This is a genomic window from Catellatospora paridis (genome assembly GCF_009720365.1).
Classification (GTDB): Bacteria; Actinomycetota; Actinomycetes; order Mycobacteriales; family Micromonosporaceae; genus Catellatospora; species Catellatospora paridis.
The window spans coordinates 149,698-175,964 of the sequence record NZ_WBZD01000021.1 but is presented as its reverse complement, the minus strand read 5'-3'; the positions used below and the strand labels follow the sequence as shown (position 1 = coordinate 175,964).

23 protein-coding genes and 1 pseudogene are annotated in these 26,267 nt (G+C 72.8%); 9 read left to right on the top strand and 15 right to left on the bottom strand.

What is annotated here, in order from left to right; all coding sequences use genetic code 11:
* Positions 1-5: 5 nt before the first annotated feature.
* Positions 6-347 carry a divalent-cation tolerance protein CutA gene (gene cutA, locus F9C41_RS34785; protein WP_230690228.1) on the bottom strand — a complete coding sequence of 114 codons (342 nt, stop codon included), beginning with the start codon at positions 345-347 and terminating at the stop codon, positions 6-8.
* A gap of 134 nt (positions 348-481) precedes the next feature.
* Here cutA and F9C41_RS34780 point away from each other — a divergent pair, with 134 nt between their 5' ends.
* Entirely contained in the window at positions 482-640 is a 159-nt protein-coding gene (locus F9C41_RS34780) for a SigE family RNA polymerase sigma factor (protein WP_196280079.1), read from the top strand.
* 134 nt (positions 641-774) lie between these two features.
* On the opposite strand, the gene F9C41_RS34775 is transcribed toward F9C41_RS34780, so the two are convergent.
* From F9C41_RS34775 to F9C41_RS34760, 4 genes are all read right to left on the bottom strand, one after another.
* A complete protein-coding gene (locus F9C41_RS34775; protein ID WP_155391089.1) occupies positions 775-2,130 on the bottom strand; it encodes an extracellular catalytic domain type 1 short-chain-length polyhydroxyalkanoate depolymerase in 1,356 nt (451 codons plus the stop codon).
* A 139-nt stretch (positions 2,131-2,269) separates the two neighbouring features.
* Positions 2,270-3,283 carry a LacI family DNA-binding transcriptional regulator gene (locus tag F9C41_RS34770; RefSeq protein ID WP_155391088.1) on the bottom strand — a complete coding sequence of 338 codons (1,014 nt, stop codon included), beginning with the start codon at positions 3,281-3,283 and terminating at the stop codon, positions 2,270-2,272.
* Positions 3,284-3,390: 107 nt separating this feature from the next.
* The gene (locus F9C41_RS34765; protein ID WP_155391087.1) at positions 3,391-4,131 is read right to left on the bottom strand and encodes an EcsC family protein; all 741 of its coding nucleotides are present in this window, start codon (positions 4,129-4,131) and stop codon (positions 3,391-3,393) included.
* Positions 4,128-5,291, bottom strand: a complete 1,164-nt coding sequence (locus F9C41_RS34760; RefSeq protein ID WP_155391086.1) for an amidase family protein — start codon at positions 5,289-5,291, stop codon at positions 4,128-4,130. Before F9C41_RS34760 ends, F9C41_RS34765 begins: the two co-directional genes overlap by 4 nt.
* 62 nt (positions 5,292-5,353) lie before the next feature.
* On the opposite strand from F9C41_RS34760, the gene F9C41_RS34755 reads away from it, so the two are divergent.
* Positions 5,354-6,445, top strand: coding sequence for a winged helix DNA-binding domain-containing protein (locus F9C41_RS34755; protein WP_155391085.1), 1,092 nt, complete (start codon positions 5,354-5,356; stop codon positions 6,443-6,445).
* Positions 6,446-6,516: 71 nt separating this feature from the next.
* Here the strand turns inward: F9C41_RS34755 and F9C41_RS34750 are convergent, their stop codons facing one another.
* On the bottom strand, positions 6,517-8,031 hold the full coding sequence (locus F9C41_RS34750; protein WP_230690227.1) for a multicopper oxidase family protein: 1,515 nt from the start codon (positions 8,029-8,031) through the stop codon (positions 6,517-6,519).
* Between the two features lie 179 nt (positions 8,032-8,210).
* Between F9C41_RS34750 and F9C41_RS34745 the strand changes: the two genes are divergently transcribed.
* The 3 genes from F9C41_RS34745 to F9C41_RS34735 all read left to right on the top strand — a co-directional run bounded on the left by F9C41_RS34745 (position 8,211) and on the right by F9C41_RS34735 (position 12,900).
* Positions 8,211-9,425: an MFS transporter gene (locus F9C41_RS34745; protein ID WP_155391083.1), complete on the top strand. Its 1,215-nt coding sequence runs from the start codon at positions 8,211-8,213 to the stop codon at positions 9,423-9,425.
* A 143-nt stretch (positions 9,426-9,568) separates the two neighbouring features.
* Entirely contained in the window at positions 9,569-10,405 is an 837-nt protein-coding gene (locus tag F9C41_RS34740) for an alpha/beta fold hydrolase (RefSeq protein ID WP_155391082.1), read from the top strand.
* A 71-nt stretch (positions 10,406-10,476) separates the two neighbouring features.
* The gene (locus F9C41_RS34735) at positions 10,477-12,900 is read left to right on the top strand and encodes a Tex family protein (RefSeq protein ID WP_155391081.1); all 2,424 of its coding nucleotides are present in this window, start codon (positions 10,477-10,479) and stop codon (positions 12,898-12,900) included.
* Between the two features lie 155 nt (positions 12,901-13,055).
* On the opposite strand, the gene F9C41_RS34730 is transcribed toward F9C41_RS34735, so the two are convergent.
* Positions 13,056-13,355 (bottom strand): hypothetical protein, encoded by a 300-nt coding sequence (locus tag F9C41_RS34730; protein ID WP_155391080.1) that lies wholly within the window; start codon positions 13,353-13,355, stop codon positions 13,056-13,058.
* Between the two features lie 274 nt (positions 13,356-13,629).
* Here F9C41_RS34730 and F9C41_RS34720 point away from each other — a divergent pair, with 274 nt between their 5' ends.
* Complete coding sequence (locus F9C41_RS34720) at positions 13,630-15,951, top strand: Ig-like domain-containing protein (protein ID WP_196280078.1); 2,322 nt, start codon at positions 13,630-13,632, stop codon at positions 15,949-15,951.
* Positions 15,952-16,062: 111 nt separating this feature from the next.
* Here F9C41_RS34720 and F9C41_RS34715 read toward each other — a convergent pair whose 3' ends face one another.
* On the bottom strand, positions 16,063-16,509 hold the full coding sequence (locus F9C41_RS34715) for an Rv0361 family membrane protein (RefSeq protein WP_155391078.1): 447 nt from the start codon (positions 16,507-16,509) through the stop codon (positions 16,063-16,065).
* Between the two features lie 68 nt (positions 16,510-16,577).
* Between F9C41_RS34715 and F9C41_RS34710 the strand changes: the two genes are divergently transcribed.
* From F9C41_RS34710 to F9C41_RS34700, 3 genes are read left to right on the top strand one after another with little or no spacing between them, the layout of a single operon-like run.
* Positions 16,578-17,501: an LLM class F420-dependent oxidoreductase gene (locus F9C41_RS34710; protein WP_155391077.1), complete on the top strand. Its 924-nt coding sequence runs from the start codon at positions 16,578-16,580 to the stop codon at positions 17,499-17,501.
* A 34-nt stretch (positions 17,502-17,535) separates the two neighbouring features.
* The gene (locus F9C41_RS34705) at positions 17,536-18,354 is read left to right on the top strand and encodes a helix-turn-helix domain-containing protein (protein ID WP_155391076.1); all 819 of its coding nucleotides are present in this window, start codon (positions 17,536-17,538) and stop codon (positions 18,352-18,354) included.
* Complete coding sequence (locus tag F9C41_RS34700) at positions 18,351-18,734, top strand: VOC family protein (RefSeq protein WP_155391075.1); 384 nt, start codon at positions 18,351-18,353, stop codon at positions 18,732-18,734. Before F9C41_RS34705 ends, F9C41_RS34700 begins: the two co-directional genes overlap by 4 nt.
* A gap of 133 nt (positions 18,735-18,867) precedes the next feature.
* On the opposite strand, the pseudogene F9C41_RS34695 reads toward F9C41_RS34700, so the two are convergent.
* From F9C41_RS34695 to ngcE, 7 genes and pseudogenes are all read right to left on the bottom strand, one after another.
* Positions 18,868-20,142, bottom strand: a pseudogene (locus F9C41_RS34695) (MFS transporter); the annotation flags it as partial.
* Positions 20,139-20,738 carry a winged helix-turn-helix domain-containing protein gene (locus F9C41_RS34690; RefSeq protein WP_155391073.1) on the bottom strand — a complete coding sequence of 200 codons (600 nt, stop codon included), beginning with the start codon at positions 20,736-20,738 and terminating at the stop codon, positions 20,139-20,141. The pseudogene F9C41_RS34695 and the gene F9C41_RS34690, both read right to left, overlap by 4 nt.
* Positions 20,739-20,800: 62 nt before the next feature.
* Positions 20,801-21,712: an N-acetylglucosamine kinase gene (locus F9C41_RS34685; RefSeq protein WP_155391072.1), complete on the bottom strand. Its 912-nt coding sequence runs from the start codon at positions 21,710-21,712 to the stop codon at positions 20,801-20,803.
* A gap of 45 nt (positions 21,713-21,757) precedes the next feature.
* Positions 21,758-22,981 carry a family 16 glycosylhydrolase gene (locus F9C41_RS34680; protein ID WP_230690226.1) on the bottom strand — a complete coding sequence of 408 codons (1,224 nt, stop codon included), beginning with the start codon at positions 22,979-22,981 and terminating at the stop codon, positions 21,758-21,760.
* Positions 22,982-23,172: 191 nt separating this feature from the next.
* Positions 23,173-23,982: a carbohydrate ABC transporter permease gene (locus F9C41_RS34675; protein ID WP_155391071.1), complete on the bottom strand. Its 810-nt coding sequence runs from the start codon at positions 23,980-23,982 to the stop codon at positions 23,173-23,175.
* Positions 23,979-24,854, bottom strand: a complete 876-nt coding sequence (locus F9C41_RS34670) for a carbohydrate ABC transporter permease (RefSeq protein WP_155391070.1) — start codon at positions 24,852-24,854, stop codon at positions 23,979-23,981. Before F9C41_RS34670 ends, F9C41_RS34675 begins: the two co-directional genes overlap by 4 nt.
* Positions 24,855-24,860: 6 nt before the next feature.
* Complete coding sequence (ngcE, locus tag F9C41_RS34665; RefSeq protein ID WP_230690225.1) at positions 24,861-26,267, bottom strand: N-acetylglucosamine/diacetylchitobiose ABC transporter substrate-binding protein; 1,407 nt, start codon at positions 26,265-26,267, stop codon at positions 24,861-24,863.

Here is a 26,267-nt window from a genome sequence, read left to right as displayed (position 1 = left end):
CGGCGTCACTGCCCGGTTTCGGCGGCCACCCAGTCCAGGTAGGCGGGGTTGCCCGCGACCACCGGCGTGCAGACGATCTCGGGCGTCTCGTAGGGGTGCCGGTCGAGGATGTGCCGCTCCAGTGCCGGATAGCCCGCGGCCGTGGTCTTGAAGACGAGCATGAACTCGTCGGCCTCCTCGACCGCGCCCTGCCAGCGGTACACGCTGCGGATCGGGCCGCCGAGCTGCGCGCAGGCCGCGACCCGCGCCTCGAGCGCCGAACGGGCCAGCGACAGCGCCGCGTCCCGGTCGTCCAGAGTCGTGACGACCTGGACGAACTTCGCCTCGCCCATCTCCACCTCCGTCATCGCCGCGTACCGGCCACGCTAACGCCCGCCCTGCGGGCAGCCACGACACGGCACCGCATAATGCTCGCCCCGGCTCCGCGAAGGGTTCCACCCGCGGCAGCGGTGACAGACGTGTACCCGTCGAGGAGGCATGGGTGGAGGACTTCGAAGACTTCGTGCGGGCGCGGTCGAACGCGCTCGCACGGACCGCATACCTGCTCACCGGTGACCGGCACCTGGCCGAGGAGCTGCTGCAGGACACCCTGTCGCGGGTCGCGGAACGGTGGCGGGAGCACTCGCGCTGGCGGCTCTGACCGCGGGTCTGCGGTACCGCCGTCGGCAGCTGCCGTCGCCCGGCCGGGACCGGCCAGCCGCAGCGGATCCGGCCTGACGGCCGCCGCCTCCGCTCGTGCCTTTCGGGGCACGATCGGAGGCGGCGGTCATCAGCTCACGCGATGGTGCAGGTGCTGCCGTTCAGGGTGAACGACGGTGGCTTGCCGGTGTTGCCGGTGTGGTTGGCGTTGAACCCGATGGTGGTGCTCGCGCCGGGCGCGAGGGTGCCGTTGTAGTTCAGGTTCCGGGCGGTCACCGCACCGCTGGTCGGCGAGTACGTCGCGTTCCAGCCGGAGGTGATCGCCTGCCCGCCGGGCAGGGTGAACGCCAGCGCCCACCCGTTGACCGTGGACGATCCGGTGTTGGTGATGGTGATGTTCGCGGTCAGGCCGGTGTTCCACGCGTTGACCGTGTACCCGATCCGGCACGCGCCCTGCGGCTGCGGGCTCGGCGGCACGCTCGGCGACGGCGGGGTGCTGGGCGAGGGCGGGGCGCTAGGTGACGGGGGCGTGCTGGGCGACGGCGGGGTCGACGGGCTCGGCGGCGCGGAGGTGAGGCCGAAGAACTGGATCGCCATCAGGGCCTGGCCGCTCAGCGGCAGGTTGTGGCCGACGCCGGCCAGGCTGACGCCCTCGACCGCGACGCCCGTGCCCGAGCCGCCGTAGCGGGTCCGGGTCCAGCCGGACTGGGGTGTGTCGGTGAACGTCGGGGTCTGGCTCAGGCCGTGCACGTTGGTCCACTGCTTGATCGCCTCGCCGAAGTTCGGGTAGCGCAGCGTCGCGTCGTCGGTGCCGTGGAACAGCTGCATGCGTGGCCGCGGGCCGCTGTAACCGGGGTAGGCGGCGCGGACCTGGTCGCCCCACTGCTGGGCTGTCTTGATCAGCTGGCCGTTGGCGCAGGTGCTGTTCCACATCGACCCATCGGTGGTGGCGAAGCACCCGAACGGCACGCCCATGAAGGACGAGCCCGCCTTGAAGACGTCCGGATACGCCCCCAGCAGGACGTTGGTCATCATGCCGCCGGACGAGGCGCCGGTGGCGTAGACGCGGTTGGCGTCGCCGTCGCGGTTGCTCAGCACCCACCGCACCATCGAGACGATGCCGAGCGAGTCGCTGCCGCCGTTGTGGGTGAGCGAGGCCGACGACGACACGTCGAAGCAGCTCCCGCTCCGGGTCGCCGACGGGTAGATCACGATGAACTTGTACTGGTCGGCCAGCTGCGCGAACTGCGTGCCCGAGTAGAAGGCCGGGCCGGTCCCGGTGCAGTAGTGCACGGCGACCACGACCGCGGGCCGGGCGCCGATGTTGTCGGGCACGTACAGGTGCATGCGCAGGTTGCTGGGGTTGGTTCCGAAGTTGGTGACCTCGGTGAGCGTCGCCGCCATGGCAGGTGGCGAAGCGACCACCAGTCCTCCCACGACGGCCAGGGCCGAGGCGGCGACCGCCAGCAGCGTCCTGACTCCTCTTCGCATGGTGTCTCCTCCCGCGGCGGGGCAGCGCCGCTGAGAAACGTTTCCAATATGTAAGCGAATGCATTCGCCCGAACCATAGACGTCGATGCGAAGCGGGGTCAAGGCAAGCCGGGGACCGGTACTTTCGGCGCACCGGCCGTCAGGCGGCGACCGGCGGTGAGGTGGTGCTGGACCGGAGGATGAGGTCGGTGGCGAGTTCGATGCGCAGCCGGGGCGGGGTGTCTCCGGCGGCCAGGGTGAGGGCGAGCTCGGCGGCGGCCGCGCCCATCTCGGCCAGCGGCTGACGGACGGTGGTCAGGGCGGGGCCGCTCCAGCGGGCGAACTCGAGATCGTCGAAGCCGACCACGCTCAGGTCCTCGGGCACCCGGCGGCCGGCGCGGCGGGCCGCCTCGTACACGCCGAGGGCCAGCAGGTCGTTGCAGCAGAACACGGCCGTCGGCGGGGCGGACAGGGCGAGCAGGTCCCGGCCGTGGCGCAGACCGTCCTCGTAGGACAACGTGCCGGAACGCAGCAGCTGTGCCTCGACCGGCACGCCCGCGGCGTCCATCGCGGCCCGGAAGCCGTCGAGGCGGGCCCGGGCGGCCAGGAAGCCGGGCGGCCCGCCGATCATCGCGATCCGGCGGTGGCCCAGTTCCAGCAGGTGGCGGGTGGCGGTCAGGCCGCCGTTCCAGTTCGCCGCGCCGACCGAGGGCACGCTGTGCACCGGCTCGCCCGTCGGGTCCAGCGCCACCAGCGGGATCCCGCTCGCCGCGAGCCGGGCGTGCTCGCGGCGCATGGCCGCGCCGTACACCGCGATGACCGCGACCGGACGCCGCCGCAGCACCTGGTCGAGCCAGCCGGGACCCGACGCCGTCTCGGTGAAGCCGACCGCGAGCTGGCGCGCGCCCGCGACCTGCGCCACCCCGCGCATGATCTCGATGGCCAGGTGGCTCTCCAGCGCCTGGAACGCGACCTCCAGCATCGGCGCCTGGGTGACCGCGTCGGGGCGGCGGTAGTCCTGCTCCCGCAGCACCCGCTCGACCCGCTCGCGGGTCTCGGCGGCGACGCCGGGATGCCCGTTGAGCACTTTGGACACCGTCGGCGCGGACACCCCGGCCAGCCGGGCGACGGTCGCGACCGTGGTCTCCCCGCGCCGCCTGCCCCGGCGCGCCACGGGCGCGCCCCTGGCGGAGCGTGCTTCCGTGGCGGGATGACCGGGACCGGCTGACGGAGCCGGCGGTCCGGGCAGGTCGTGGCCGGTGACGGCCGGATCCACAGTGGTCACTGCGAGGCCGGGCGGGGGTGCGGCACGGCCGTCAGGGCCGGCGGGCGGTACAGGTTGATCGCGCGCGAGGCCAGGTCGTTCACGGTCGACGAGTTCGCCCACGCACCGAACACGATCGCGGCGAAGGGGATCGCCTTCGCGGCGACCTTGCGCACCGCCCGCATCCCGGCCATCTGCGCGAGTTTCCAGCTCAGCCGGCCCAGCGCCCGGGTCACCGGGGCCCGGGTCGCGGCGGTGCCGACACCCTTGGCCAGCGCGACGCCGACGCCCTCGCGGCCCTGGGCGACGCCGAGCGCCAGCCGGGCCGCCTCGGTCGCCTTGTGCACCCGCTGCAGCACCAGCAGATCGGTGGCCCGGTCGGGATGGGTCGGGTCGACGCCGTACACGGCAGCCAGGTGCAGCACCAGGCGGCTCTGCGTCCAGGCCAGGGTGGCCAGGTCGGCGATCGCGCCGGGTAGGCCGACCGAGCCCGACACCGCGCCGGTGAACCGGGCGTGCCGCCGGAACCGCTTGACCGCGAGCTGCGCCAGGCCGTCGGGGTGCATGTTCGGGTACATGGTGCGCATGCGGGTGACCCAGGCCGCGGCCTGCGGCCCGATCCGGGCCACCGCCTCCAGTGCCAGGTGCTCGGGGGCGTACTGGGGGTCGGCCTTCATCCGCTGCCACAGCCCCGGCGGCGGAGCGTCGCGGACGTCGAGATCGGCGTCGGTCGGCGCGAGCGCGCCCGGTTCGGTCATCGCAATACCTCCGCGAGTTCGAGCAGGGACTCGTCCGTGCCGGGTGCGCCGACCAGGCACAACCCAACGGGCAGACCATCCACGGCGGCGCCGGGGACGCTGAGCGCGGGCAGGCCGACGACGCTGGAGATGCCGGTCAGGCCCAGGATCGGGGCGCGCAGCGGGCCGGTGTCGACGCCGCGGCCGGGGGCGGGCGCGGGCGCGGTCGGGATCACCAGCACCGCGCCGTCGAGCAGCCGCGCCATCGTGGTGCGGACCGCGGCGATCTCCCGGTCGGCGGCCACCAGTTCCTCGTGGGTACGCGCCGACGCCAGGCGCACCCGCTCGCCCACGCCGGGGCCGAAGACGGGTTCGTGCTCGCGTACCCAGTCGCCGTGGCGCTGCCAGAACTCCCAGCCGGTGCGCACCGCGTAGGCGAACCGGTAGTCCGGTGCCGGGGCCGAGCCCCACAGCGGCTTCTCGTCGCACGGCAGCGTCGCCGCCAGCCGCTCCAGGGCGGGTTGCAGCGCCTGGCGCACCGCCGGCTCGGCCAGCTCCCACAGGTCGGCCGGGGCGACCAGGCCCCGGATCGGAGTGGTGTCGGGGCCGCCGGTCAGCAGCACGCCGGTCGCGGTACGCAGCAGCGCCAGGTCCCGGGTGAGCAGGCCGGGCACGTCGAACGAGCCGCACAGCGGCACGACGCCCGCCCGGCTGACCCGGATGTGGCTGGGCCGCAGGCCGTAGAGGCCGCACCAGCCCGCCGGGATGCGCACCGAACCGCCGGTGTCGGTGCCCAGCCCCAGGTCGGCCGAGCCCTCCGCGACCGCGGCGGCGGTGCCGTTGGAGGAGCCGCCGGTGATGTGCCCCGGTGCGGCCGGGTTGTCCGGCGCGCCGTAGTGCGCGTTGGTGCCGAACAGGCTGTACGCCATCTCGTCGGTGTGCGTCTTGCCGACGATGCGCGCGCCCGCGCCGGTCAGCACGGCCACCGCCGCCGCGTCGCGGGTCGCGGGCGGATGCGTGGCGAGCCAGGTGGGGTTGCCCGCGCCGGTGGGCAGCCCGGCCACGTCGAACAGGTCCTTGACGGCCAGGCGCACGCCTTGCAGCGGGCCGTCGGCCGCGGGGCGCGACGGGATGTCGTCCACCCAGGGCACGTACGGGCCGGGGATCGGCAGCTCGGTCATCGCACTCTCCTACCACGAGCGCCCGGCCGGACCGGCGGGCGCACCACGTAGCTTAAATGCCTATGGCCCCCGTGCTCAGTCGTCAAACACTCAACCGCGCCCTGCTGTCGCGCCAACTGCTGCTGAGCCGTGCGCGGATCCCCGTGCACGAAGCGGTCGCGCACCTGTTCGGGCTGCAGGCACAGGCCCCGAACCCGCCGTACGTGGCGCTGTGGAACCGGCTCGAAGACTTCGCACCGGGCGAGCTGTCGCAGCTGATCACCGACCGGCGGGCGGTCCGCATCGCGCTGATGCGCTCGACGATCCACCTGGTCACCGCCGAGGACTGCCTGGCACTGCGGCCGGTGCTGGCCGCGTCCATGGAACGCGGGCTGGCGGCCGGCTACGGCAAGCAGCTGGCCGGGCTGGATCTGGACGCGGTCGCCGAGCACGGCCGGGAGCTGGTGGAACAGCGGCCGCTGACCTGGGCCGAACTCGGTACGCAGCTGGCAGCACGGTTCCCGGGCTACGAGGCGGCTGCGCTCGCACCGGTGGTACGCACGCGGGTGCCGCTGGTGCAGGTGCCGCCGCGCGGGCTGTGGGGATCGAGCGGGCAGGCCGCGCACACCTCGGCGGAGTCGTGGCTGTCCGCCGGGCTCGCCGTCCCGTCGGCCGACGACATGGTGCTGCGCTACCTGGCCGCGTACGGCCCGGCGAGCGTACGCGACGTGCAGGCCTGGGCGGGCGTGACCCGGCTGAAGGAGGTCGTCGAACGCCTGCGGCCGCGGCTGTCGGCGTTCCGCGACGAGCAGGGCGTGGAGCTGTTCGACCTGCCGGACGCGCCCCGGCCCGACGCCGACGTGCCCGCGCCGGTGCGCCTGCTGGGCGAGTTCGACAGCGTGCTGCTGTCGCACGCCGACCGCACCCGCATCATCTCCGACGAGCACCGCAAACGCATCTTCACCGTCAACGGCATCATCCGGGCGACCGTCCTGATCGACGGGTCCGTCGCCGGGATGTGGCGCGTCGAGCGTGAACGCGGCCGGACCGTGCTGGCCGTCGAACCGTTCACCGAGTTCACCACCACCGACCGCGACGCGGTCACGCAGGAGGGGGCACGCCTGCTGGCCTTCGCCGCCGCCGACGCGGCCGCGCACGAGGTCCGCATCGCCTGACGGCTCCGCAAAGGGGACGCCGTCGCCGGCGGCAGCGCTGCTCCCGCCGGCGACGGCCCCCATCCCCCGGATCAGTGGCGCCCGCCGTGGGCCAGGTGCGAGGCGTGGTCGATGACGCCCGGCTTGCCGCCCGGCGGCACCACCACGAACTGGCCCATCATCCCCGAGTCCTCGTGGTACAGGACGTGGCAGTGGAACATGTACGGGGTGTCCGCGTCCTCATAGTCGCTGAACCGCATGATCAGCTCGTAGGGCACGTTCGCCGGCAGGTAGACGGTGTCCTTCCAGCCCGACAGCTGCGGCGGCGGCGCATCCCCGTCGACCGTGAGCACCTGGAACTGCACGTCGTGGATGTGGAAGTTGTGCGGGGTGCCGTCGTTGTTGACGACCTTCCAGATCTCGACGCTGCCGCGTTCCGGGGCGGCGTCGACGCGCGTCATGTCCATCTGCTTGCCGTTGATGGCGTGTCCGCTCATTTTGAACGGGCGCTCCTGCACAGCGTCCTTGCGGTCCAGCCGCGGGACCTCCACGAGCTGCTGCGGCACGGCCGGGCGGGGAGCGAGCGTGCCCGCGGCGCGCAGCTGCAGTACGTCGAGGGTGTCCGCGCCGCCGGTGAACCGGCCGAACGGGCCCGTGCCCAGATCCTGCGGGTAGCTGCGCAGCACGGCCCGCTCACCGGCCTTGACCGTCACCACGATCTCGGCGCGCTCACCGGGCGACAGCATGATCCGGTCGGTGTCGTACGCCGACGCCAGCAGGCCCCCGTCCGTGGCCACCAGGGCGAACCGCCGATCGTCGGCGAACCCGAAGTCGTAGGAGCGGGCATTGGAGCCGTTGAGCAGGCGCAGCCGCACCCGCTCGGTGGTCACGTCGAGGTACGGCCCGACGGTGCCGTTGACCGCGATCGTGTCGCCGAGCACGCCGACCCCGCCCAGGAACGAGGAGCTGTCGTCGAGCTTGCCGCCGCTCTCGAACTTCTTGTCCTGCACGATCAGCGGGATGTCGTCGACACCGTACTCGTGCGGCAGCGCGTCCACCGACGTCGCCGGGTCGTCGACCAGGAACAGCCCGGCCAGGCCCCGGTACACGTGCCCGGCGGTCTCGCCGTGCAGGTGCGGGTGGTACCACAGCGTCGCCGCGGGCTGGTCGACCAACCAGGTCGGCGACCACGTCCTTCCCGACCCGACCAGCTGGTGCGGGCCGCCGTCGGCCGCCGCGGGCAGGTGCATGCCGTGCCAGTGCACCGTGGTGGTCTGGTCCAGGGCGTTGGTCACGTTGACCACGACCTGTTCGCCGCGGGTGGCCCGCAGCGTCGGGCCGAGGAAGTCGCCGTTGAACCCCCAGGTCGGCGTCGCGCCGCGGCCGAAGTCGTGCTGCCCGGCCTGCGCCTTCAGGTCGAACACCCGGCGGCCGGCCTCCATCCGCGACGGCGCGAGCGGCGGCACCGCCAGCGGCCGGGTGAAGTCGACCTCGTCCGCGGTCGAGATCACCTGCGCGTTCCAGATCCACACACCGGCTCCGGCGCAGACCGTGCACAGCAGCAGCACCACCACGCCGATGACCGCCAGCACCCTCCTGAGGCGCACCCTGACCAGCTCCCTTCCCCGAGTCCCTGTGAGCGCAGACAGGGTGCCGGGTGGGAGGCGGCCGCGTCGAGCAATCGGCACCGATACCGGGGGCCTGCCAGGGTCATCCCTGGGCCTGTGTCTGAGTTCACGGGGTAAACCCGGACGGGTTATCCCGTGCGAGCGCCTACCGTCGAACGGTGACCGCGACCCCCCGCACCGAGACCGCCGCTCCGACCCGCGCACCATGGCCGCTGGCGGGACTGCTGGTGGTGGCCGCGGGCACCTTCCTGTCGGTGACGACCGAGATGCTGCCGATGGGCCTGCTCAGCTCCATCAGCCGCGACCTCGACGTCAGCGAGCCCACGGTGGGGCTGCTCGTCACCGGGTACGCGCTGATGGTCGCGCTGTTCGCCGCGCCGCTGGGCCGGCTGACCGCGCGCTTCCCACGCCGCGGACTGCTCGTCGCGACCCTGGTCGCCTACGCCGCCAGCAACGTGATCATGGCGCTGAGCACGGTCTACCCGCTCGCGGCCGCGGCCCGGCTGATCGGCGGCCTCACCCACGGCGCGTTCTGGGCCATCTGCGCCGGGTACGCCGCCCGCATGGTCACCCCCGACCGGGTCGGCCGCGCGGTGACCCTGGTGTTCACCGGCGGCACCGTGGCGATCCTGCTCGGCGTGCCCGCGGGCACCGCACTCGGCGTCGCCATCGGCTGGCGGGCCGCATTCGCCGTGCTCGCCGGGATCGCGCTGATCCTGGCGTTCGTCGGCTGGCGGCTGCTGCCCGACTACCCGGGCGAGGCCCTGGGCGGCGAGATGAGCCTGTTCCAGGTGCTGCGCACGCCGTCGGTGGCGATCGTCGTGGTCACCACCGCGGTGACGATGCTCGGCTACTTCAGCTTCTACACCTATATCTCGCCGTTCCTGCAGTCCACGGGCCTGAGCGAGGCGGCGCTGAGCGCGGCGCTGCTCGGCTACGGCGCGGCCGGCGCGGTCGGCCTGCTCGCCGCCGGGCTGCTGGTCGACAAGCGGCCCCGGTTCGCGATGCTGGCGGGCACCTGCACGCTGACCGTCGCGCTGATCGCGCTCGCCCTGTCGGGCCACTCCGCCGCCGCGGCCGTCGCGTCGGCCGCCGTCGCCGGCATGGCGCTGAACGCTCTCGCCACGCTGGTGCAGGCGGCGATCCTGCGGGCCGCCCCGGTCGGCGCCGCCGACACCGCCGCCGCGCTGAACGCGTCGGCGTTCAACGTCGGCATCGGCGGCGGCGCGCTGGTCGGCGGCATGGTGCTCGCGGGCTGGGGACCAACTGCGCTGCCGATCGTCGCCGCGCTGCTGACCTGCGCCGGAGTGTGCGGCGTGGCGTACGGGCGGCGGGCGGGCTTCCCGGCCGCCATCCCGTCGTCGGTCGGCTGAGCCGAGACCACCAGCCCCACCGTCGTCAGCGGCGGCAGCCCGATCGAGGCTGCCGCCGCTGCTCGCATACCCGGATGCGCTTGAGCACGTGCCGCCGCTAAACTGCGAACAGTGTTCGCTGTTTAAACCCGAGGGGAGCAGTCATGGAACGGGTCACGGCGCCGGACGGCGCGAGCATCGCCCTGCACTCGACCGGAACCGGGCCCGGCGTCGTCCTGGTGCACGGCGGTGGGGTCACCATCCACGAGTACCGGCGGCTGATCGCCCGGCTCTCCGACCGGTTCACCGTGCACGCCTACAACCGGCGCGGCCGCCTCGACGCCCCCGCCCGCCGCGAGCCGTACTCGGTCGAGCACGAGATCGACGACCTCGGCGCGGTGCTGGAGCACACCGGGGCGCGCAACGTCATCGGGCACAGCTACGGCGGATTCGTCGCCCTGCGGGCCGCGCTGCGCCTGCCGATCGAACGCCTCGCCCTCTACGACGCGGCGCTGCACATCGACGGCACGCCGGACGGGACCTACCTCGACGCCCTGGACGAGGCACTGCGCGCGGGCAAGACCGCCCGTGCCGTCGCGATCGTGGCCGCCGGGGTCAACACCCACTCCGCGGTGTCGCGGTGGCCGCTGAGCGTGCGCACCGCGATCTGCCGCGTGTTCCTGCGCACCCCGATCGGCCGCCAGATGGGCGATCTGCTGCCGATGACCATGTTCGAGATCCGGCAGGTGCAGGCCCACGGGGGCTCCGCCGACGCTTACGCGGGAGTGACCGCCGACGTCCTGCTCGCCTGCGGCGCCAACGCGCCCGGCTACTTCGAGGAACACCACGAGAAGCTGGCCCGCGTCATCCCGCGCGCCCGCACCATGGTCGTCCCCGGCGCACGCCACGACGCGATCGCCATCGCCCCGACCCGCCTGGTCGACCCCATCGCCGAGTTCCTCTCCTCCCCGCTGACCTCCCTGCCCACCGCCCCCGCCTGACCCGACACCGCACCGCCCCCACCCCGCCCCCTGCGTGCCAGGACGGCGGGGTGCGGGCAGAATGTCTCACCGTGACGACGTCCATTGCGCAGCGCATTGCCGAGGAACTCGGCGTACGGCAGAACCAGGTGAACGCGGCGGTCGAGCTGCTCGACGGCGGATCGACCGTCCCGTTCATCGCCCGGTACCGCAAGGAGGTCACCGGCGAGCTGGACGACGCCCAGCTGCGCACCCTCGAGGAGCGCCTGCGCTACCTGCGCGAGCTCGAGGAGCGTCGGTCGACGATCCTGGAGTCGATCCGCTCGCAGGGCAAGCTCGACGACGCCCTCGAAGCGATGATCAACGGCGCGGACTCGAAGGCGCGGCTGGAGGACATCTACCTGCCGTACAAGCCCAAGCGGCGGACCAAGGCGATGATCGCCCGTGAGGCCGGGCTGGAGCCGCTGGCCGACCTGCTGATCGGCGACCCCTCGCACGACCCGCACACCGCCGCCGCGGACTACGTCGACGCCGACAAGGGCGTCGCCGACACCGCCGCCGCACTGGAAGGCGCCCGCTCGATCCTGGTCGAGCGCTTCGGCGAGAACGCCGACCTGATCGGCGCGCTGCGCGAGCAGATGTGGACCCGCGGTCGCATCGTGTCGAAGATGCGCGACGGCAAGGCCGAGGAGGGCGCGAAGTTCTCCGACTACTTCGACTTCTCCGAGCCGTACGCGAAGCTGCCCAGCCACCGCATCCTGGCCATGTTCCGCGGTGAGAAGGAGGAGGTGCTCGACCTGGTCATGGAGCCCGACGAGCCCGCCGCCGAGGGCGCGCCCGCCGGCCCGACCATCTTCGAGCAGCGCATCGCCGCCGCGTTCGGCATCAGCGACCGCGGCCGCCCCGCCGACAAGTGGCTCAACGACACCGTGCGCTGGGCCTGGCGCACCCGCATCCTGGTGCACCTGGGCCTGGACCTGCGCACCCGGCTGTGGCAGGCCGCCGAGGAGGAGGCCGTCCGGGTCTTCGCGATGAACCTGCGCGACCTGCTGCTGGCCGCCCCGGCCGGCACCCGCGCCACGATGGGCCTGGACCCCGGCTACCGCACCGGTGTGAAGGTCGCCGTCGTCGACGCCACCGGCAAGGTCGTCGCCCACGACACCATCTACCCGCACGTGCCGCACAACCGCTGGGACGCCTCGCTGGCCACCCTCGCCAAGCTCGCGGCGGCGCACAACGTCGAGCTGATCGCGATCGGCAACGGCACCGCGTCGCGGGAGACCGACAAGCTCGCCATCGACCTGATCAAGCTCGCCCCGCAGCTCAACCTGACGAAGATCGTCGTCTCCGAAGCGGGCGCGTCGGTGTACTCCGCGTCGGCGTACGCCTCGCAGGAGCTGCCCAGCCTCGACGTGTCGATCCGCGGCGCGGTCTCCATCGCCCGCCGCCTGCAGGACCCGCTCGCCGAGCTGGTGAAGATCGACCCGAAGTCCATCGGCGTCGGGCAGTACCAGCACGACCTGTCCGAGGTGAAGCTGTCCCGCTCGCTGGACGCCGTCGTCGAGGACTGTGTGAACGGCGTCGGCGTCGACGTCAACACCGCCTCCGCGCCGCTGCTGGCCCGGGTCTCCGGCATCAGCACCGGCCTGGCCGAGAACATCGTCATGCACCGCGACACCAACGGGCCGTTCCGCTCGCGCACCGCGCTCAAGGAGGTCGCGCGGCTGGGCCCGAAGGCGTTCGAGCAGTGCGCCGGCTTCCTGCGCATCCCCAACGGCGACAACCCGCTCGACGCGTCCAGCGTGCACCCCGAGGCCTACCCGGTGGTGCAGCGCATCCTGAAGAACAACAGCATCGAGATGGCCAAGCTCATCGGCAACGGCTCGCTGCTGCGCACCCTCAAGCCCACCGAGTACGCCGACGACGTCTTCGGCCTGCCGACCGTCACCGACATCATCAAGGAGCTGGAGAAGCCCGGCCGCGACCCGCGTCCCGCCTTCAAGACCGCGTCCTTCAAGGACGGCGTCGAGAAGATCGGCGATCTGCAGCCCGGCATGCTGCTGGAAGGCGTCGTCACCAACGTGGCCGCGTTCGGCGCGTTCGTCGACGTCGGCGTGCACCAGGACGGCCTGGTCCACGTGTCGGCGATGTCGCGGAACTTCATCAGCGACCCGCGCGAGGTGGTCAAGTCCGGTGACGTGGTCAAGGTCAAGGTGCTCGACGTCGACATCCCACGCAAGCGCATCTCGCTGACCCTGCGCCTGGAGGACGAGGCGGCCCCGGCCGGCGGCGCGCGCCAGGGCGGCGGTGGCGGTGGGGATCGCGGCCAGCGCGGTGGCGGCGGTCAGCGCGGCGGTGGCGGTGGCGGTGGCGGTGGCCAGCGTGGCGGACAGGGTGGCCAGGGTGGCCAGGGCGGTCAGCGCGGCGGGCAGCCGCGCCAGCAGCGCAGCGAGCCGGTCGCCAACAGCGCCATGGCCGACGCCCTGCGCCGCGCCGGCCTCGACAAGCTCCGCTGAGCCTGGGGGCGCACCGATCGCTCTTTCTATAGACACTGGCCTATCTGGTTGAGTTTGATCGCAAAATACTCATCCAGATAGGCCAATGTCTATGCAAGACGGGCTGCTGTGGCGGCTCGGCCGCCGCCGGGACCCGGTCGCCGGGCACGGGCGGATCAGGCCGGGACGCGGCGTGACCTGCGTCCGCGGTGGCCGAGTGCGACGAGGCCCACGCCGCCTGCGACCGGCACCAGGCTGCCGACGGCGAACAGGACGTTGTTGCTCTTGCCGTCCTCGATGTCGGCGACCTGCACCTGCCGGAACCTGAGGTCCTCCTCCCCCTCCGCCTCGGACAGCTTCTGCTCGGCGTGCGCCAGCTCCCCGTCGAGCTGCGTGTACCCGTACACGGCCACCGCCCCGATCAGCAGCCCGAACCCGACCAGCACCACTCCCAGTGCGTACCAGAGTCTCCACATGACCTCTGCCCTCCTGCCCCTGCCGATGATGGGCGAACCTACGGCCGGACAGACCCGCACCGCCCCATCCGCGACACGTATCCGCAGGCCACCCTCCCGAGCCAGTCCCCGCTCCGGCCCGGAGCGGGAGCCGACGCCACCGCACATCGTCCGATCGCGACCGTCAGCCTCGCCGCACGGAACCCGTCTGCCCGGCGGTGTCGGGTTGCCGATACCTCGGCCTTCTCGATCAGCTCGTTGAACGGTCGAGCTTGGTCTATGAAGGAGGATCCGCGTGCGCGGACGGGCAAGCAGGGCGGCGCTGGCGGCGCTGATGGGCGTGGCGGCCGCAGCCGGCGGGGTGATCGCGGGCGGGTCGCCCGCCTGGGCCCATCACCAGGTGACGGCGACGTACACCGCCACCGGCGGCGAGCAGGTCTGGAACGTCCCCGCGGGCGTGACGAGCGTGCACGTCGTCGTGGTCGGCGCGCGCGGCGGGAACGGGGCGGGCAGCGGCGAGGACGGCCGCCCCGGCGCGCGGGTCGAGGCCGACCTGGCGATCCCGGCGGGCGTCACCCGGCTGTGGGTGGAGGTCGGCGAGCGCGGTGGCGACGGCGGTGACGGCGCGTTCCCCGGCTTCGGCGGGGGCGGCGAGGGCGGCGCGGGCGCTCCGTTCAACGGCGGCGCGGGCGGTGGCGCGTCCGATCTGCGCACCTGCTCGCTGGGCAGCGCATGCGACTCGGCCGCGTCGCGGCTGGTCGTCGCCGGTGGCGGGGGCGGCGGTGGCGGGGGCTGCTTCGCCGCGAGCTGCGCCCCGTCCGGGGACGGCGGCGACGGCACCGCAGGCGGGGCGGGCAACGGCGGCCTGCCGTTCGGGCCGCTCGGGCTGGTCGGCTTCCCCGGCGCGTACGCCGTCGGCGGGGTCGGCGCGCTCGCGCCCGGCACCAGCGGCGGAGGCGGCGGCGGTGGGGGCGGCGGCTGGTACGGCGGTGGCGGCGGCTCGTCCGGCGGCGCTCCCCCGGTGCCGCTGATCTCCGGGTTCGACGGCGGCAACGGCGGGTCGGGCGCGAGCCACACCGCCGCGGGCGCGAGCAGCGTCAGCATCGCCGAGACCGCCGACGACGCCTCGGTCACCATCTCCTACCAGGTACGCGACACGACGCTGAGCTACCTCGGCGCGACCTCGGGCCCGGTCGGCGCACCGGCGAACCTGCGCGCCAGGCTCACGTACACCACCGGCGGCGCCCCGATCCCGGGCGCGACGGTGCAGTTCACGCTGGCCGGCACATCAGGTTGCAGCGCGGTCACCGACGCGGCCGGAGAGGCGGCGTGCACGGTCACGCCGCAGGCCCCTGCGGGCAGCCGCGCGCTGACCGCCTCGTACGCCGGCGACACCACCCGGCACGCGTCGAACGTGTCCGCCACGTACGAGGTCAAGCGCAAGCCGACCACGCTGACCTGGACCGGAGACGTCACCGGCGACTACCACGACCCGGTCCGGCTGGCCGCGAACCTGACCTTGACCGACACCGGCGCGGCCCTGGCGGGCGAGCCGGTCGCCCTGGCGCTGAACGCGACCGAGTCCTGCGACGCGGTCACCGGCGGCGACGGGGTCGCGAGCTGCACGGTCGTGCCCCAGGAGACGCCGGGACCGTACACGGCGACCGCCGCCTACGCCGGCGACGAGGTGCACCTGCCCAGCGCGGCGACCACCAACTTCACCGTGACCAGGGAGCAGACCCGGCTCGCCTACACCGGTGACGTGAACGTCGCCAACGACGAACCCGCCCGGCTGGCCGCCCGGCTCACCGAGGGCTCGACGCCGCCGCTGCCCGGTGACGGCACGCCCGTCGCCGGGGCCCCGGTCACGTTGACGCTGGGCAGCGGCCCGTCGGCGCAGTCGTGCACCGCGTACACCGACGCCGGCGGGGCCGTGGCCTGCGTGATCACCGACGTGGCGCAGCCGCTGGACGCCGCCGGCCGGCTGCCCGTGTCGGCCGGCTACGCCGGTAACTCCTTCTACGAGCCGAGCCAGGCCGCCGCGACGGTGGGCCTGCAGCACGAGACCGGCCGGGCGTACGCCCTCTCGGGCAAGTTGAAAGTCCTGGTCGGCACCGCGACCCTGCCCGCCGCGCCGGACACCGGCGCGGTGCGCACGGCCGACCCGTCAGCCACCGCCACGCCCTGCACGGCGACGGTGAACGTGCTGGTCCTGCGGGCGGGGGCGCTGTGCGCGAACGTCACCACCCGCACCGCCCCGGGCGGCTCGACCGCGACCGCGACGGTCGGCTCGGTCGAGCTGGGCCTGCCCGGCCTGCCCGCGATCGCGCTGCGCGACATCCGCACCACGTCCGTCACGGACTGCGCCGGGTCGACCGGCGCGGTCACCGTCGGGCAGCTGCTGGTCGGCGGCGTCGCGGTGACCGTGACCACCGGTCCGAACAGCACGGTCGCGATCCCGGGCGTACCCGGCGCGAAGATCGTGTTCAACGAGCAGGTGCCCGTCGACGGCGGGCTCACCGTGCACGGCGTGCACCTCGTCGTCCCGCAGACGCTGGCCGTCAGCGCCGACCTCGTGCTCGCCTCCGCCACCAGCGACATCCACCACTGCCGCTGACCGGCAGCGGGCGGGCCGGGGGACAAAACCCCCCCCCCCCCCGGGCCGCCCCCCGGCGGGGGGGGGCGGGGGCCACACCCCCCCGCCCGCCCGGCTATCCCGCCTGACCGGCTACAGGCAGACCCGCCACTGCCCGTCCTCCTTGAGCAGCGGGAGGCCCAGCACGTACTGCGAGCCGTCGTCGGCCCTGGTCAGCTCCAAGGTGACGACGCCGCTCACGGTCGAGTTGTGCTGCTCCACGTTGACGCCCGCCACCGAGTAGCCGCTGATCCTCGGCCGGGCGCTCTGCTCCGCGATGTACTGCTGCTCGCTGGTCAGTTCACGGGTGCGGCGGCACAGGCTCGCGTACGCACCGGCGTAGTCACCGGCGACCAGGTCGTCGGCGTACGCCACGGCGGCGTCCCGGGGCGGGCCGGTCAGCGTCATGATGCCGCGGTACGCGAAGAAGCCGGCGACGCCCGCGCCACCGCAGCAGAGCACGAGGACGATCGCGGAGATGATGAGGATCTTGCGTACCGGGCTCTTCGGCTTCGGTGGGCCGGGCGGCAGCGACGTCATGGCACTCACTGTGCGCGACGACCGCAAGAGCGCTGGCGCATCGCCCCGCGACACGGCAGGGTCACCGTATGCGTGAGTTCCGGTTCTCGTCGAACGTGTTCTCGGTGCCCTCCGGCGACGCCTTCGTGCGGCGCTGCCGGCTGGCCGAGCAGCTCGGCTACGACACGATGTTCGCCGCCGACCACCTGGGCGCGCCCGCGCCGTTCCCGGTGCTGGTCGCGGCCGCGGCGGCGACCGAGCGGTTGCGCGTCGGCACCCTGGTCCTCAACGTGCCGTTCTGGAACCCGGCGCTGCTGGCCCGGGAGATCGCCACGACCGACCTGCTCACGGGTGGTCGACTGGAGGTCGGCCTCGGCGCCGGGCACATGAAGTGGGAGTTCGACGCGGCGGGTCTGCCGTTCGCCCCGTTCGGCGTCCGGGCCGGGCAGCTCGACCGGATGATCGGCGAGCTGGGGCGCTGGTTCCGGACCGACGACACCAAGCCGCTGCCCGGCGGCGCGCCGCCGGTGCCGGTGCAGAAGCAGGGCTTCGGCGGGTACGGGCCGCCGCTGATCGTCGGCGGCACCGGGGACCGGGTCCTGCGCATCGCCGCCGAGCACGCCGACATCGTCTCGGTGGCCGGGGCATACCAGGTCAAGGGCGCGGACCCGGGCACGTTCCGGCTGGCCTCGGCAACGGAGACCGACGAGCGGGTGGCGTTCGCGCGCACGCACGCCGGCCCGCGCGCTGAGCGGATCGAGTGGCATGCGCTGATCCAGCGGGTGGTCGAGACCGGCGACCGGCACGCCGCCGCGAAGCAGGTGGCCGTCGACACCGGCGGTGCGATGACCGTCGAGCAGGCGCTGGAGTCGCCGTTCCTGCTGTTCGGCACGGTCGAGGAGATGGCCGCCCAGCTGCTGCGGCAGCGCGACCGCTACGGCTTCACCTACCTGACCGTGCACGACCCCTACCTGGAGTCCTTCGCGCCGGTGATGGCGGCCCTGCGGCCCTGAGAATCTGCGTCCGCCATGGGAAAATGGCTCCGGTATGACTATCGCGGAGCATGTCGACGGCGTGCCGGCACCGCACCTGCGGCACTACGTGCGCCAGTACCTCGGCTATCACTACCGCGGGTTCGCCCCGGGAGTGCACCTCGGCCTGCCCTCGCCCGACCTGACCGTGGTGATCAGCTTCGCGGAGCCGACCCTGGTCTCGCTGACCTCCGACCACGAGCCGAGCGGCTATGCCGCCCTCGCCAGCGGCCTGACGATGGCTCCCGCGTTCATCCACCATGACGGCACCCAGTTCGGGGTGCAGCTGGCGCTCACCCCCGCGGGCGCCCGCGCCCTGTTCGGCATGCCTGCCGCGGCACTCGCGGCTGCGGTCGCGCCGCTGTCGCTCGAACCGCTGACGGAGCGTCTCCGGGCGGCGTCGTGGCCGCGGCGGTTCGCGCTGCTGGACGCGGCGCTCACCCGCCGCCTCGACCCGGTGGAGCCCGCGCCCGAGCTGACCTTCGCCTGGCGGCGGATCATGCGCTCGGGCGGCGCGCTGCGGGTCGGCGAACTCGCCGCCGAGACCGGCTGGAGTCGGCGTCACCTGTGCGCCCGGTTCGCCGCCGAGTTCGGCGTCGGGCCCAAGGACGCGCTGCGCCTGGTCCGCTTCGGACGCTCGACCCGGCTCGTACGCGAACCGCACCGTCCGGCCCTCGCCGACATCGCCGCCGCGTGCGGGTACTACGACCAGGCCCATCTGGCCCGCGAGTGGCGCGAGTTCGCGGGTGTCGCGCCGTCACACTGGGCGCAGTCGGAGGAGCTTCCCATTCTTCCAAGCCACGACCAGGTCGAAGCGGCCACGCTGGAGCCATGAGTGACAACGCCATGGTCTGGCCCTGCCTGACCTACACCGACGCGCACGCCGCCATTGCGTTCCTGGAGGAGGCGTTCGGGTTCAAGGCCACCGCCGTGCACGGCGCCGGCCCCACCGTCGAGCACGCGGAGCTGCGCTGGCCGCCCGGCGGCGGGATCATGCTCGGCAGCCCGCGCCCGGACAACGCGCACGACATCCCCGCCGGCCAGGGCCTGGTCTACCTGGTGACGGATCAGCCGGACGCGCTGTTCGCGCGGGCGGTGGCGGCCGGGGCGACCGTGCTGCGGGAGCTGCGCGACGAGAACTACGGCTCGCGCGGCTTCAGCGTCCGCGACCCGCAGGGCGTCATCTGGAGCTTCGGCACCTACTCGGGTGAGTGATCCACATCCGCCATCGGGAGCCCCGCCCACGGGGGCGGGGCTCCGGCTCGTACGGGTGGCCGAACAGATCAGGATCATCGTCCTGTCCGGACCGGACACCTCGTCCGGCGGCGGTGCGCGGGCGGCGTCAGCCGGTGGGCGCCAGCTCGGCGACTTCGCGCTCGGGCACCGGCTTGCGCCTGGCTTCGCGCCAGGCGGGCAGGTAGAGCGGGGCCGCGGCGGCGAGCACCACCGCGCCGACGAGCATCGCCGTACTGATACTCGTGGCGGCGGCGAGCGCGGTGAGCGCGACCCCGCCGAGTGCTCCCGCGGGCTGGCCCATCATCGAGTTCAGCGAGATCACGCTGGTCCGGTACGGGCCGTCGACCTGGCGGTGCAGCAGCCCGGTGTGCAGCGGGTTCGACGCCCCGTGCACGGCGTAGCAGGCCAGGAACGCGATCAGCACGCCGACGGGCCCGGCGAACAGTCCCATGCCGACGACCGTCACGCCCTGCAGAATCCGCAGCAGCGCGGCCCCCGGGGCGGCCCCGGGCCAGCGCAGCAGCAGCGGGGTCAGGGCGGCCCCGGCGGCCGAGACGAGCCAGGCAGCCGACGTGGCCGGGCCGAGCAGCGCGGCGGCCCGGTCGGCGTCGCCGACGACCTCGGCGAGCCGGACCGGCAGCAGCGACTCGAAGGTGACCATGCCGAAACCCCAGAACAGCTCTACGGCCACCAGCGCGAACAGCACCCGCGACCGGCGCAGCAGCCCGAACGCCTGCCCGATCATCCGCGGCGCCTCCCGCACCGAGGCGCGCAGCGCGGACGCGCCGCGCGCGGGGCGTACCTCGACCATCAGCCACAGCAGCACGACCAGGGCGACCACCTGCATCGCCGTGGCCGCGACCACGGGGACGGTGAGCGCGCTGAACGGCCCGATCGGGCCCAGCGCGATGAGGCCGCCGGACAGCAACGCCCCCGCGGAGATCGCCACGCCGATGACGGTGCCGGCGAGCCCGAGGCCGGGTTCGTACTTCGCCTCCGGGTCGGCGGCCAGGGTGGCGTCGACGTACCAGGACTCCAGCGGGCCGGAGTCGAGGGCCCGGTGGATGCCCTGCAGCGCCCAGACGGCGAAGAACAGCGCGACCGAGTCGGCCACCACGAACAGCCCCAGCGACAGCAGGTTCACCACCCACGCGGTGGCCAGCACCGGCTTGCGGCCGAGCGCGTCGGCCAGCCCGCCGGTGGGCAGTTCCAGGGCGAGCACGAGGATGCCCTGCGCGGTGGCGACCAGGCCGATCTGCGGCAGGGTCAGCCCGCGCTCCTGCATGAGCAGGATCAGCACCGGGATGATGAGCCCGGCGGGCAGCCAGCGCAGCCCGTGCAGCAGCAGGAACCGGCGGCGCACCTGCTTGACCGACAGCGCGCTCACCGCAGCTCCTCGGCCCGCGGGAAGGTCGCCAGGAACACGTGCACCTGGGCAGCGCCCGCCTCCTCGGCGAGCGCGGGGTCCGTGCGGTACTTCACGATCAGCTCCCAGATCTCCTCGTTGAGTGCCCGCAGCCGGTCCGGCGCGACGGTGACCATGGCGTCGCTGATCGTCGCCGCCTCCCGCCACTCCTGCGGGGCCGTCTGCTGCATCGCCAGCCAGCCTTCGGCCTGCTCGCACAGGAGCTGCAGCTGCTGGCTCTCGATCCATTCGGCGGCGGCGCGGGCGTCGGGGTCGTCGTCGAAGTCCGTCGGCCGCCAGGTGCTGGCGTCGTGGGCGGCGCGCCAGAAGCGCTGGCGGCTGGTGCCCAGTTCCGCCTCCTCGGCGACGAGGCCGACGTCGGCGAGCTGGCGCAGGTGGTAGCTGGTCGCGCCGGTGTTGGTGTCGAGCAGCCGGGCGAGGGTGGTGGCGGTGGCCGGGCCGTCGATGCGCAGCAGCCCGAGCAGGCGGGCCCGCAGGGGGTGGGCCAGGGTGCGGATCTGCGCCGCGTTCAGGCGCACGACGCTGTGCGGGGCAGCGTCCGACTCGTCGTCTTCCATGAGATGCACAGTAGTTGTGCAAACTAGTTATGCACAATAGTTGTGCATTATTTTTCGACGGGTCAGCGGCGTGCCGCAAGGCGGGCGGCGCCCAGTTCGCCGGGGCCTGCGACAACGACTCCGGTGCCGGGGAAACGCTCCGCGATCAGGCGGATCACGGCTTCGCGGACGGGGGCGGAGGTGGTCAGGACGCTTCCCGCCAAAACGACGGGACCGGTGGTGTGGACCTCGGCGAGGGTGTCGGCCAGGTGGGTGGCGGCCCGTTCGACGAGCGCGAGGGCCTGCGGGTCGCCGTGTTCGGCGGCGGCGCTGACCAGGGGCGCGAGCTGGGACAGGTGGCGCGGCGGCTGGGCGTGCAGGGCGCCGATCAGGTCGTCGGCGGCCTGACGGGAGGGGGCGGCGGGGACCGTCCCGAGCACGGTCACGGCCACACCGCGGGTCAGGTGCCCTTCCGGGACACGGGTGTACAGCTCACGCGCCGTCAGCGCCGCCGCCTCGCGGCCCAGCCAGAAGCCGGAGCCGAGGTCGCCCAGCAGCCAGCCGATGCCGTCGGCGGTGGTGGTCATCAGCCCGTCCTCGATCCGGGCGGCGATGGCCCCGGTCCCCGAGATGAGCACGGTGCCGCACGGTTCGGGCGTCCCCGCCGCGTAGGCGACCTCGACGTCGCCGACCGGTCGCACCGGCACTGTCAGTCCGAGCGCGGCGAACGCGTCCGAGAACGCTTCGGCCACCACCGGGTCGGTGAACCGGCCGGTCCCCGCGATGCCCATCACCGCCGCCCGCACGTCACGCGGGTCCAGGCCGGACAGTGCCGCCCGCACGGCGTCCGCGACCGAGGTCACGGCGTCGGCGAGCGGCACGGACACCGGGTTGCCGGCGCCCGCGCGGCCGAAGCCGGCACGGACGCCGTCGAGGGTGGTGATCAGCGCCCGGGACGAGGTCCCGCCTACGTCGAGTCCGAGGACGAGGGTCACGGGCGCTGATCCTTTCACTTCACGGCGAACCTGGACAGTGCTGCGTCAGCAGCGGCCCAGGTCCTCCCACTGCTGGGTCCAGCCGGGCTCGCTGCCCTGCGTCCACCAGCGGGCGCGCCACAGGTGCACGCCGTCGCCGGACTTCGGGCCGCCGGGGTTGCCGTTGGCGCTGCGCTCCCACTTGACCTGGTTGCCGGTGGTGTACACGCCGCTGATGTTCCACAGCGGCGCGTTGACGCAGCCGGTGCCGCCGGTCGGCGGGGCCGACGGCGACGGCGACGTGCTCGGCCGCGGGGACGGCGAGGACGAAGGCGGAGTGCTCGGGCCGGTGCTCGGCGACGCGGTCGGGCAGGTGCCGGTCGCGCCGACGCTGTCGGTGTGGCTGACCCCCTGCGCCCGGTACGACGCGACGCGGGCGTTGGCCTGCGCCGGGGTGAGCACCTCGTTCTGCGTGTAAAGCAGGTAGTCGACCTGCTGGCGGTAGGTGGCCAGGCCGCCGGTGTGCGCGGCCGAGTCGATGAACCACAGGTTGAAGTTGATCGACATGTTCGTCTCGGGGTAGTAGATGCCGCTGTGGTCGGCGACCAGTGCCCCGTCGATGTAGTACTTCACGTGCCCGGCCGAGACCGTGAACACCATGTCGTGCCAGCCCGCGAAGGACTGCCTCTGCTCGCCGTGGGCGTTGACGGCCTCCCACGGGTCGGGGCGGTAGGTCTCCCAGGTGGTCTCGTACATGATGTTCGACGGCTCGCCCCACCCGCCGTTGGGCAGGTACTCGAAGTCGATCTCGCCGTAGTTGGGGTCCATCGGGGCGGCCAGCGGGGTGATGGTGAAGAACGTCTCCACCAGGTGGTCGCCGTCGTTGCCGGAGACCGGCGCGTCGGTGAACTTGATCCGCGAGGCGTACGTGCCCTCGAAGAACTTCTGCTGGTGCAGGAACTCCGCCTGTCTGGTGCCGCCGGACGTGCCGTCGGTGGACGCCTGCAGCTGCAGGGACTTCGCGCCGTCCACGGTCGGGAACGAGACATTGGACGCCGGCCAGGACGCGCCCGGGATGCCCGGACCGCCGGAGTTGGTGCGCACCGACCAGCCGCGCTGGTTGATCAGCGGGTCGGCCGGTCCGCTGTAGCTGAAGTCGTCGAACAGGGCGTTGCAGACGGCCGCCGAGGCGACCGCGGTGGTGCCCGCGGTCAGCGCGACGATCGTGCCGGCGGCGAGCGCCGTCACAGTCGCGCCCACTGCGGCGACGATGGGACGTCGGAGGGTCACTGTTCTCTCCTTTCGGGGTGGCGGACTACGGTGGTGGGCAGCCCCGGCGCGCCGCGTGAGAGGCGGCGCGCCGGGGTCCTTCTGCCCCCGCGGTCCGTGGGAGGTGCCTTCTTGCGGGCACGGTCGGGCACGCCGAAGAGCGCGCTCTCCCCGAGTTCGGCGTAGACGCTCGTCCGTGCGGTCTGTGGGTGTTACTTGAGGGCGCCGGAGGTCAGCCCGGCGCGGATCTGCCGTTGGAAGAAGACGTACGCGAGCAGGACCGGCAGGATCGCGATGACCAGCCCGGCGAACAGGCCGCTCCAGTCGCTGCGCGCGCCCTGGCTCACCGCGAGCGCGGCGAGGCCCTGGGAGATCACATAGTGGTCGGGGTCGGGGTTGAGCACCCTGGGCAGCAGGTACTGGTTCCACAGGCCGAGGAAGTTGAAGATGCCGACGCTGACCATCCCCGGCCGGGCCATCGGCAGCATGACCCGGAAGAACACCCCGGCGTGCGACGCGCCGTCGATGAAGGCGGCCTCGGCGACCGCGCCGGGCAGCGAGCGGAAGAAGCCGTGCAGGAAGAAGACCGTGAACGGCAGGGCGTACGCGGCGTACACGAGGATCAGCCCGTGGTAGGTGCCGAGCATGCCGAGGTTGTCGACGACGAAGAACAGCGGGACCAGCGCGAGGAACACCGGGAACAGCATCCCCGCGATCAGCGTGTAGTACAGGAACCGGTTGCCGGGAAACTCGTAGCGGGCCAGGCAGTACGCGGTGAGCGCGCCGAGCAGCATGGTCAGTGCCAGCGAACCGCCCACCACGATCACCGTGTTGAACAGGTACTGCCCGATCGAGGCCTGCTCCCAGGCCCGCGACCAGTTGTCGAACTGCGGCGAGGCGGGCGGCGTCCACGGGCTGTCGAAGATCTCGGCGTCGGTCTTGAACGACGACATCAGCGCCCACAGCAGCGGCAGCGTCACCAGCACGGCCCACAAGGTGAGGAAGGCGTGTTTGGTCCTCATGCCAGCTCCACCCGCTCCCGCTTGGTGACCCGCAGCAGCAGCACCGCGATGGACAGGGTGAGGAAGAAGATCGCCACTCCCATCGCCGAGGCGTAGCCGAACTTGCCGAAGGTGAAGGCGGTCCGGTAAAGCCCCAGGCCCATGACCTCGGTGCTGTTGTCCGGGCCGCCCGGCCCGACCGTCATGATCTGCACCAGGGCGAAGCCGTCCAGCGCCGCGATGCCCAGGTAGATCCAGCCGACCTGCACGCTCTCCCAGATCAGCGGGATCGTGATACGCCGGAACACGGTCATCGGACCGGCCCCGTCGATCGCGGCCGCCTCCATGATGTCGCCGGGCACCGACTCCATGGCGGCCGAGAACAGCACCACGTAGAAGCCCACCGACGACCAGATCATCACGGCCATCACGCACCACAGCGCCAGGTTCGGCTCGGCGAGCCAGGACTGCCGCCACGAGTCCAGGCCCAGCGCCGACAGCGCACCGTTGAGCAGCCCGCTGTTGGGGGTGTACACGAACTGCCACAGCACCGCGATGATCGCGACGCTGAGCAGTTGGGGGAAGAAGTACACCACCCGGTAGACCCTGGTCCCCCTGGTGCCGGCCGCGAGGGCCAGCGCCAGCACGATGACGGCCAGCGGCACGACAAGCAGCATCAGCCCGTTGTTGCGCAGGCCCGCCAGGAACAGCGGGTCATCCCACAGCTTGCTGAAGTTGTCGAACCCGGTGAACTCCGGCGCGCTGTCCACGCCGTTCCAGTTCGTGAACGCCAACTGGAACGCCTGCAGGTACGGCGACAGCACGAACGCGCCGTACAGCGTCAGGGGCACGATCAGCGCCCCCGCCAGGAACCGGTACTTGCCGTGCCGCATGGCCCCTCACCGCTGGTGTTTGACGATGGAACTGTCCTTGGCCACCGCGTCGGCGGCCTTCTGCACGCGCTCGGCCCACTGCTGCGGGTTGATCCGCTTGGTGGCCAGCTCGCCGGTGGCGTCGTCGAGCGCCTTGCTCAGCGGCGCGTACCAGGTCCGGAACTTGTAGCTGAACACGTTCGGACCGGCCGCCTTGACCGCCTCGGCGACCGAGCCCAGGCCGCTGCTCAGGCTCAGCCCGTCGGTCGCGCCGTTGACCACCGGCAGCGCCTTGGCGCTCTCGGCGAAACCGCGCGCCACCTTCTGTGAGAACAGGTGCCGCAGGAACTCCAGGCCGCCGGGCGCGTTCTTGGCCTTCGCGGGCACGATGAACGACTCGCTGCTGGCGGCCATGACCGCCCCGTTGGGCAGCTTGTCCGAGCCGGTCAGCGCGGGCACGGTGCCCATCACCATGTCGAACCCGGCCGGGGTGACCGCCTGCTGCTCACCCTCCAGCCACGACCCGCACGGGATGAACGCGACCTGGCCCTTGCACCATGCGTTCTGCGCCTCGGTGTGGGACAGGCCCTCCGAGCCGGGCAGGATGTGCCCGCGCACCGCGAGCTGGTGGATCGCCTCGGCGGCGGCCAGCATCGCCGGGCTCTGCCACGCCCCGGGCTGCAGGTTGTCGACCGACTTCACCAGCTCGAAGCCGCCGGCCTTGGCCGCCAGCGACACCAGCGGGTCGTTGAGATACTCCGGGTACTTGCCCTGCCAGGTCCACGGCGCGAGGCCGGCCTTCTTGATCTCGTCGTTGAGCGTGAGCATCTCGTCCCACGTCTTCGGGAACGTCCACCCGTGCTTGGCGAACAGCGACTTGGAGTACCAGACGCCCCACAGCACCGACGAGTAGTTGAGCACCAGCGGCTTGCCGTCGAACGTGCCGTCCTCGATCACGCCCGGCATCAGGGTGTCGCGGAACTTCTTGCTCGGGTCGTCCAGGCTCGGCGCGTCCAGCAGGGAGGTCAGGTCGGTGAGCTTGCCCGCCGAGACGAGCGTGGCCAGGTCGAGGCGGCCCGCGCCGCTGTTGTCGACCACGTCCGGCGGGCTGTCGGCCACGAAACGCGGCTGCAGCACCTCACCGACGCCCTGGATGCCCTTGTGGTCGACGGCGACCTTGGGGAACTTCTGCTTCAGGCTGGTACCGGCGTCGATCGCGTACTGGTCGCCGTACCCGCCCTTGAAGATCACGACTTCGAGGGCCGCTTCGGCCGATACGCCCAGGGGGTTCTCGGCACTGGTGTCGCCCTGCTTGACCTTGTCGTCGTCACCGCCGCCCGCGGTGGCACAGGCCGCCAGGCCCGTGCTCGCCGCGACGGCGGCCACGCCGGCCAGCGCGCTGCGTCTTGTAAGGTTCATGGTGTCGCCCTTCAT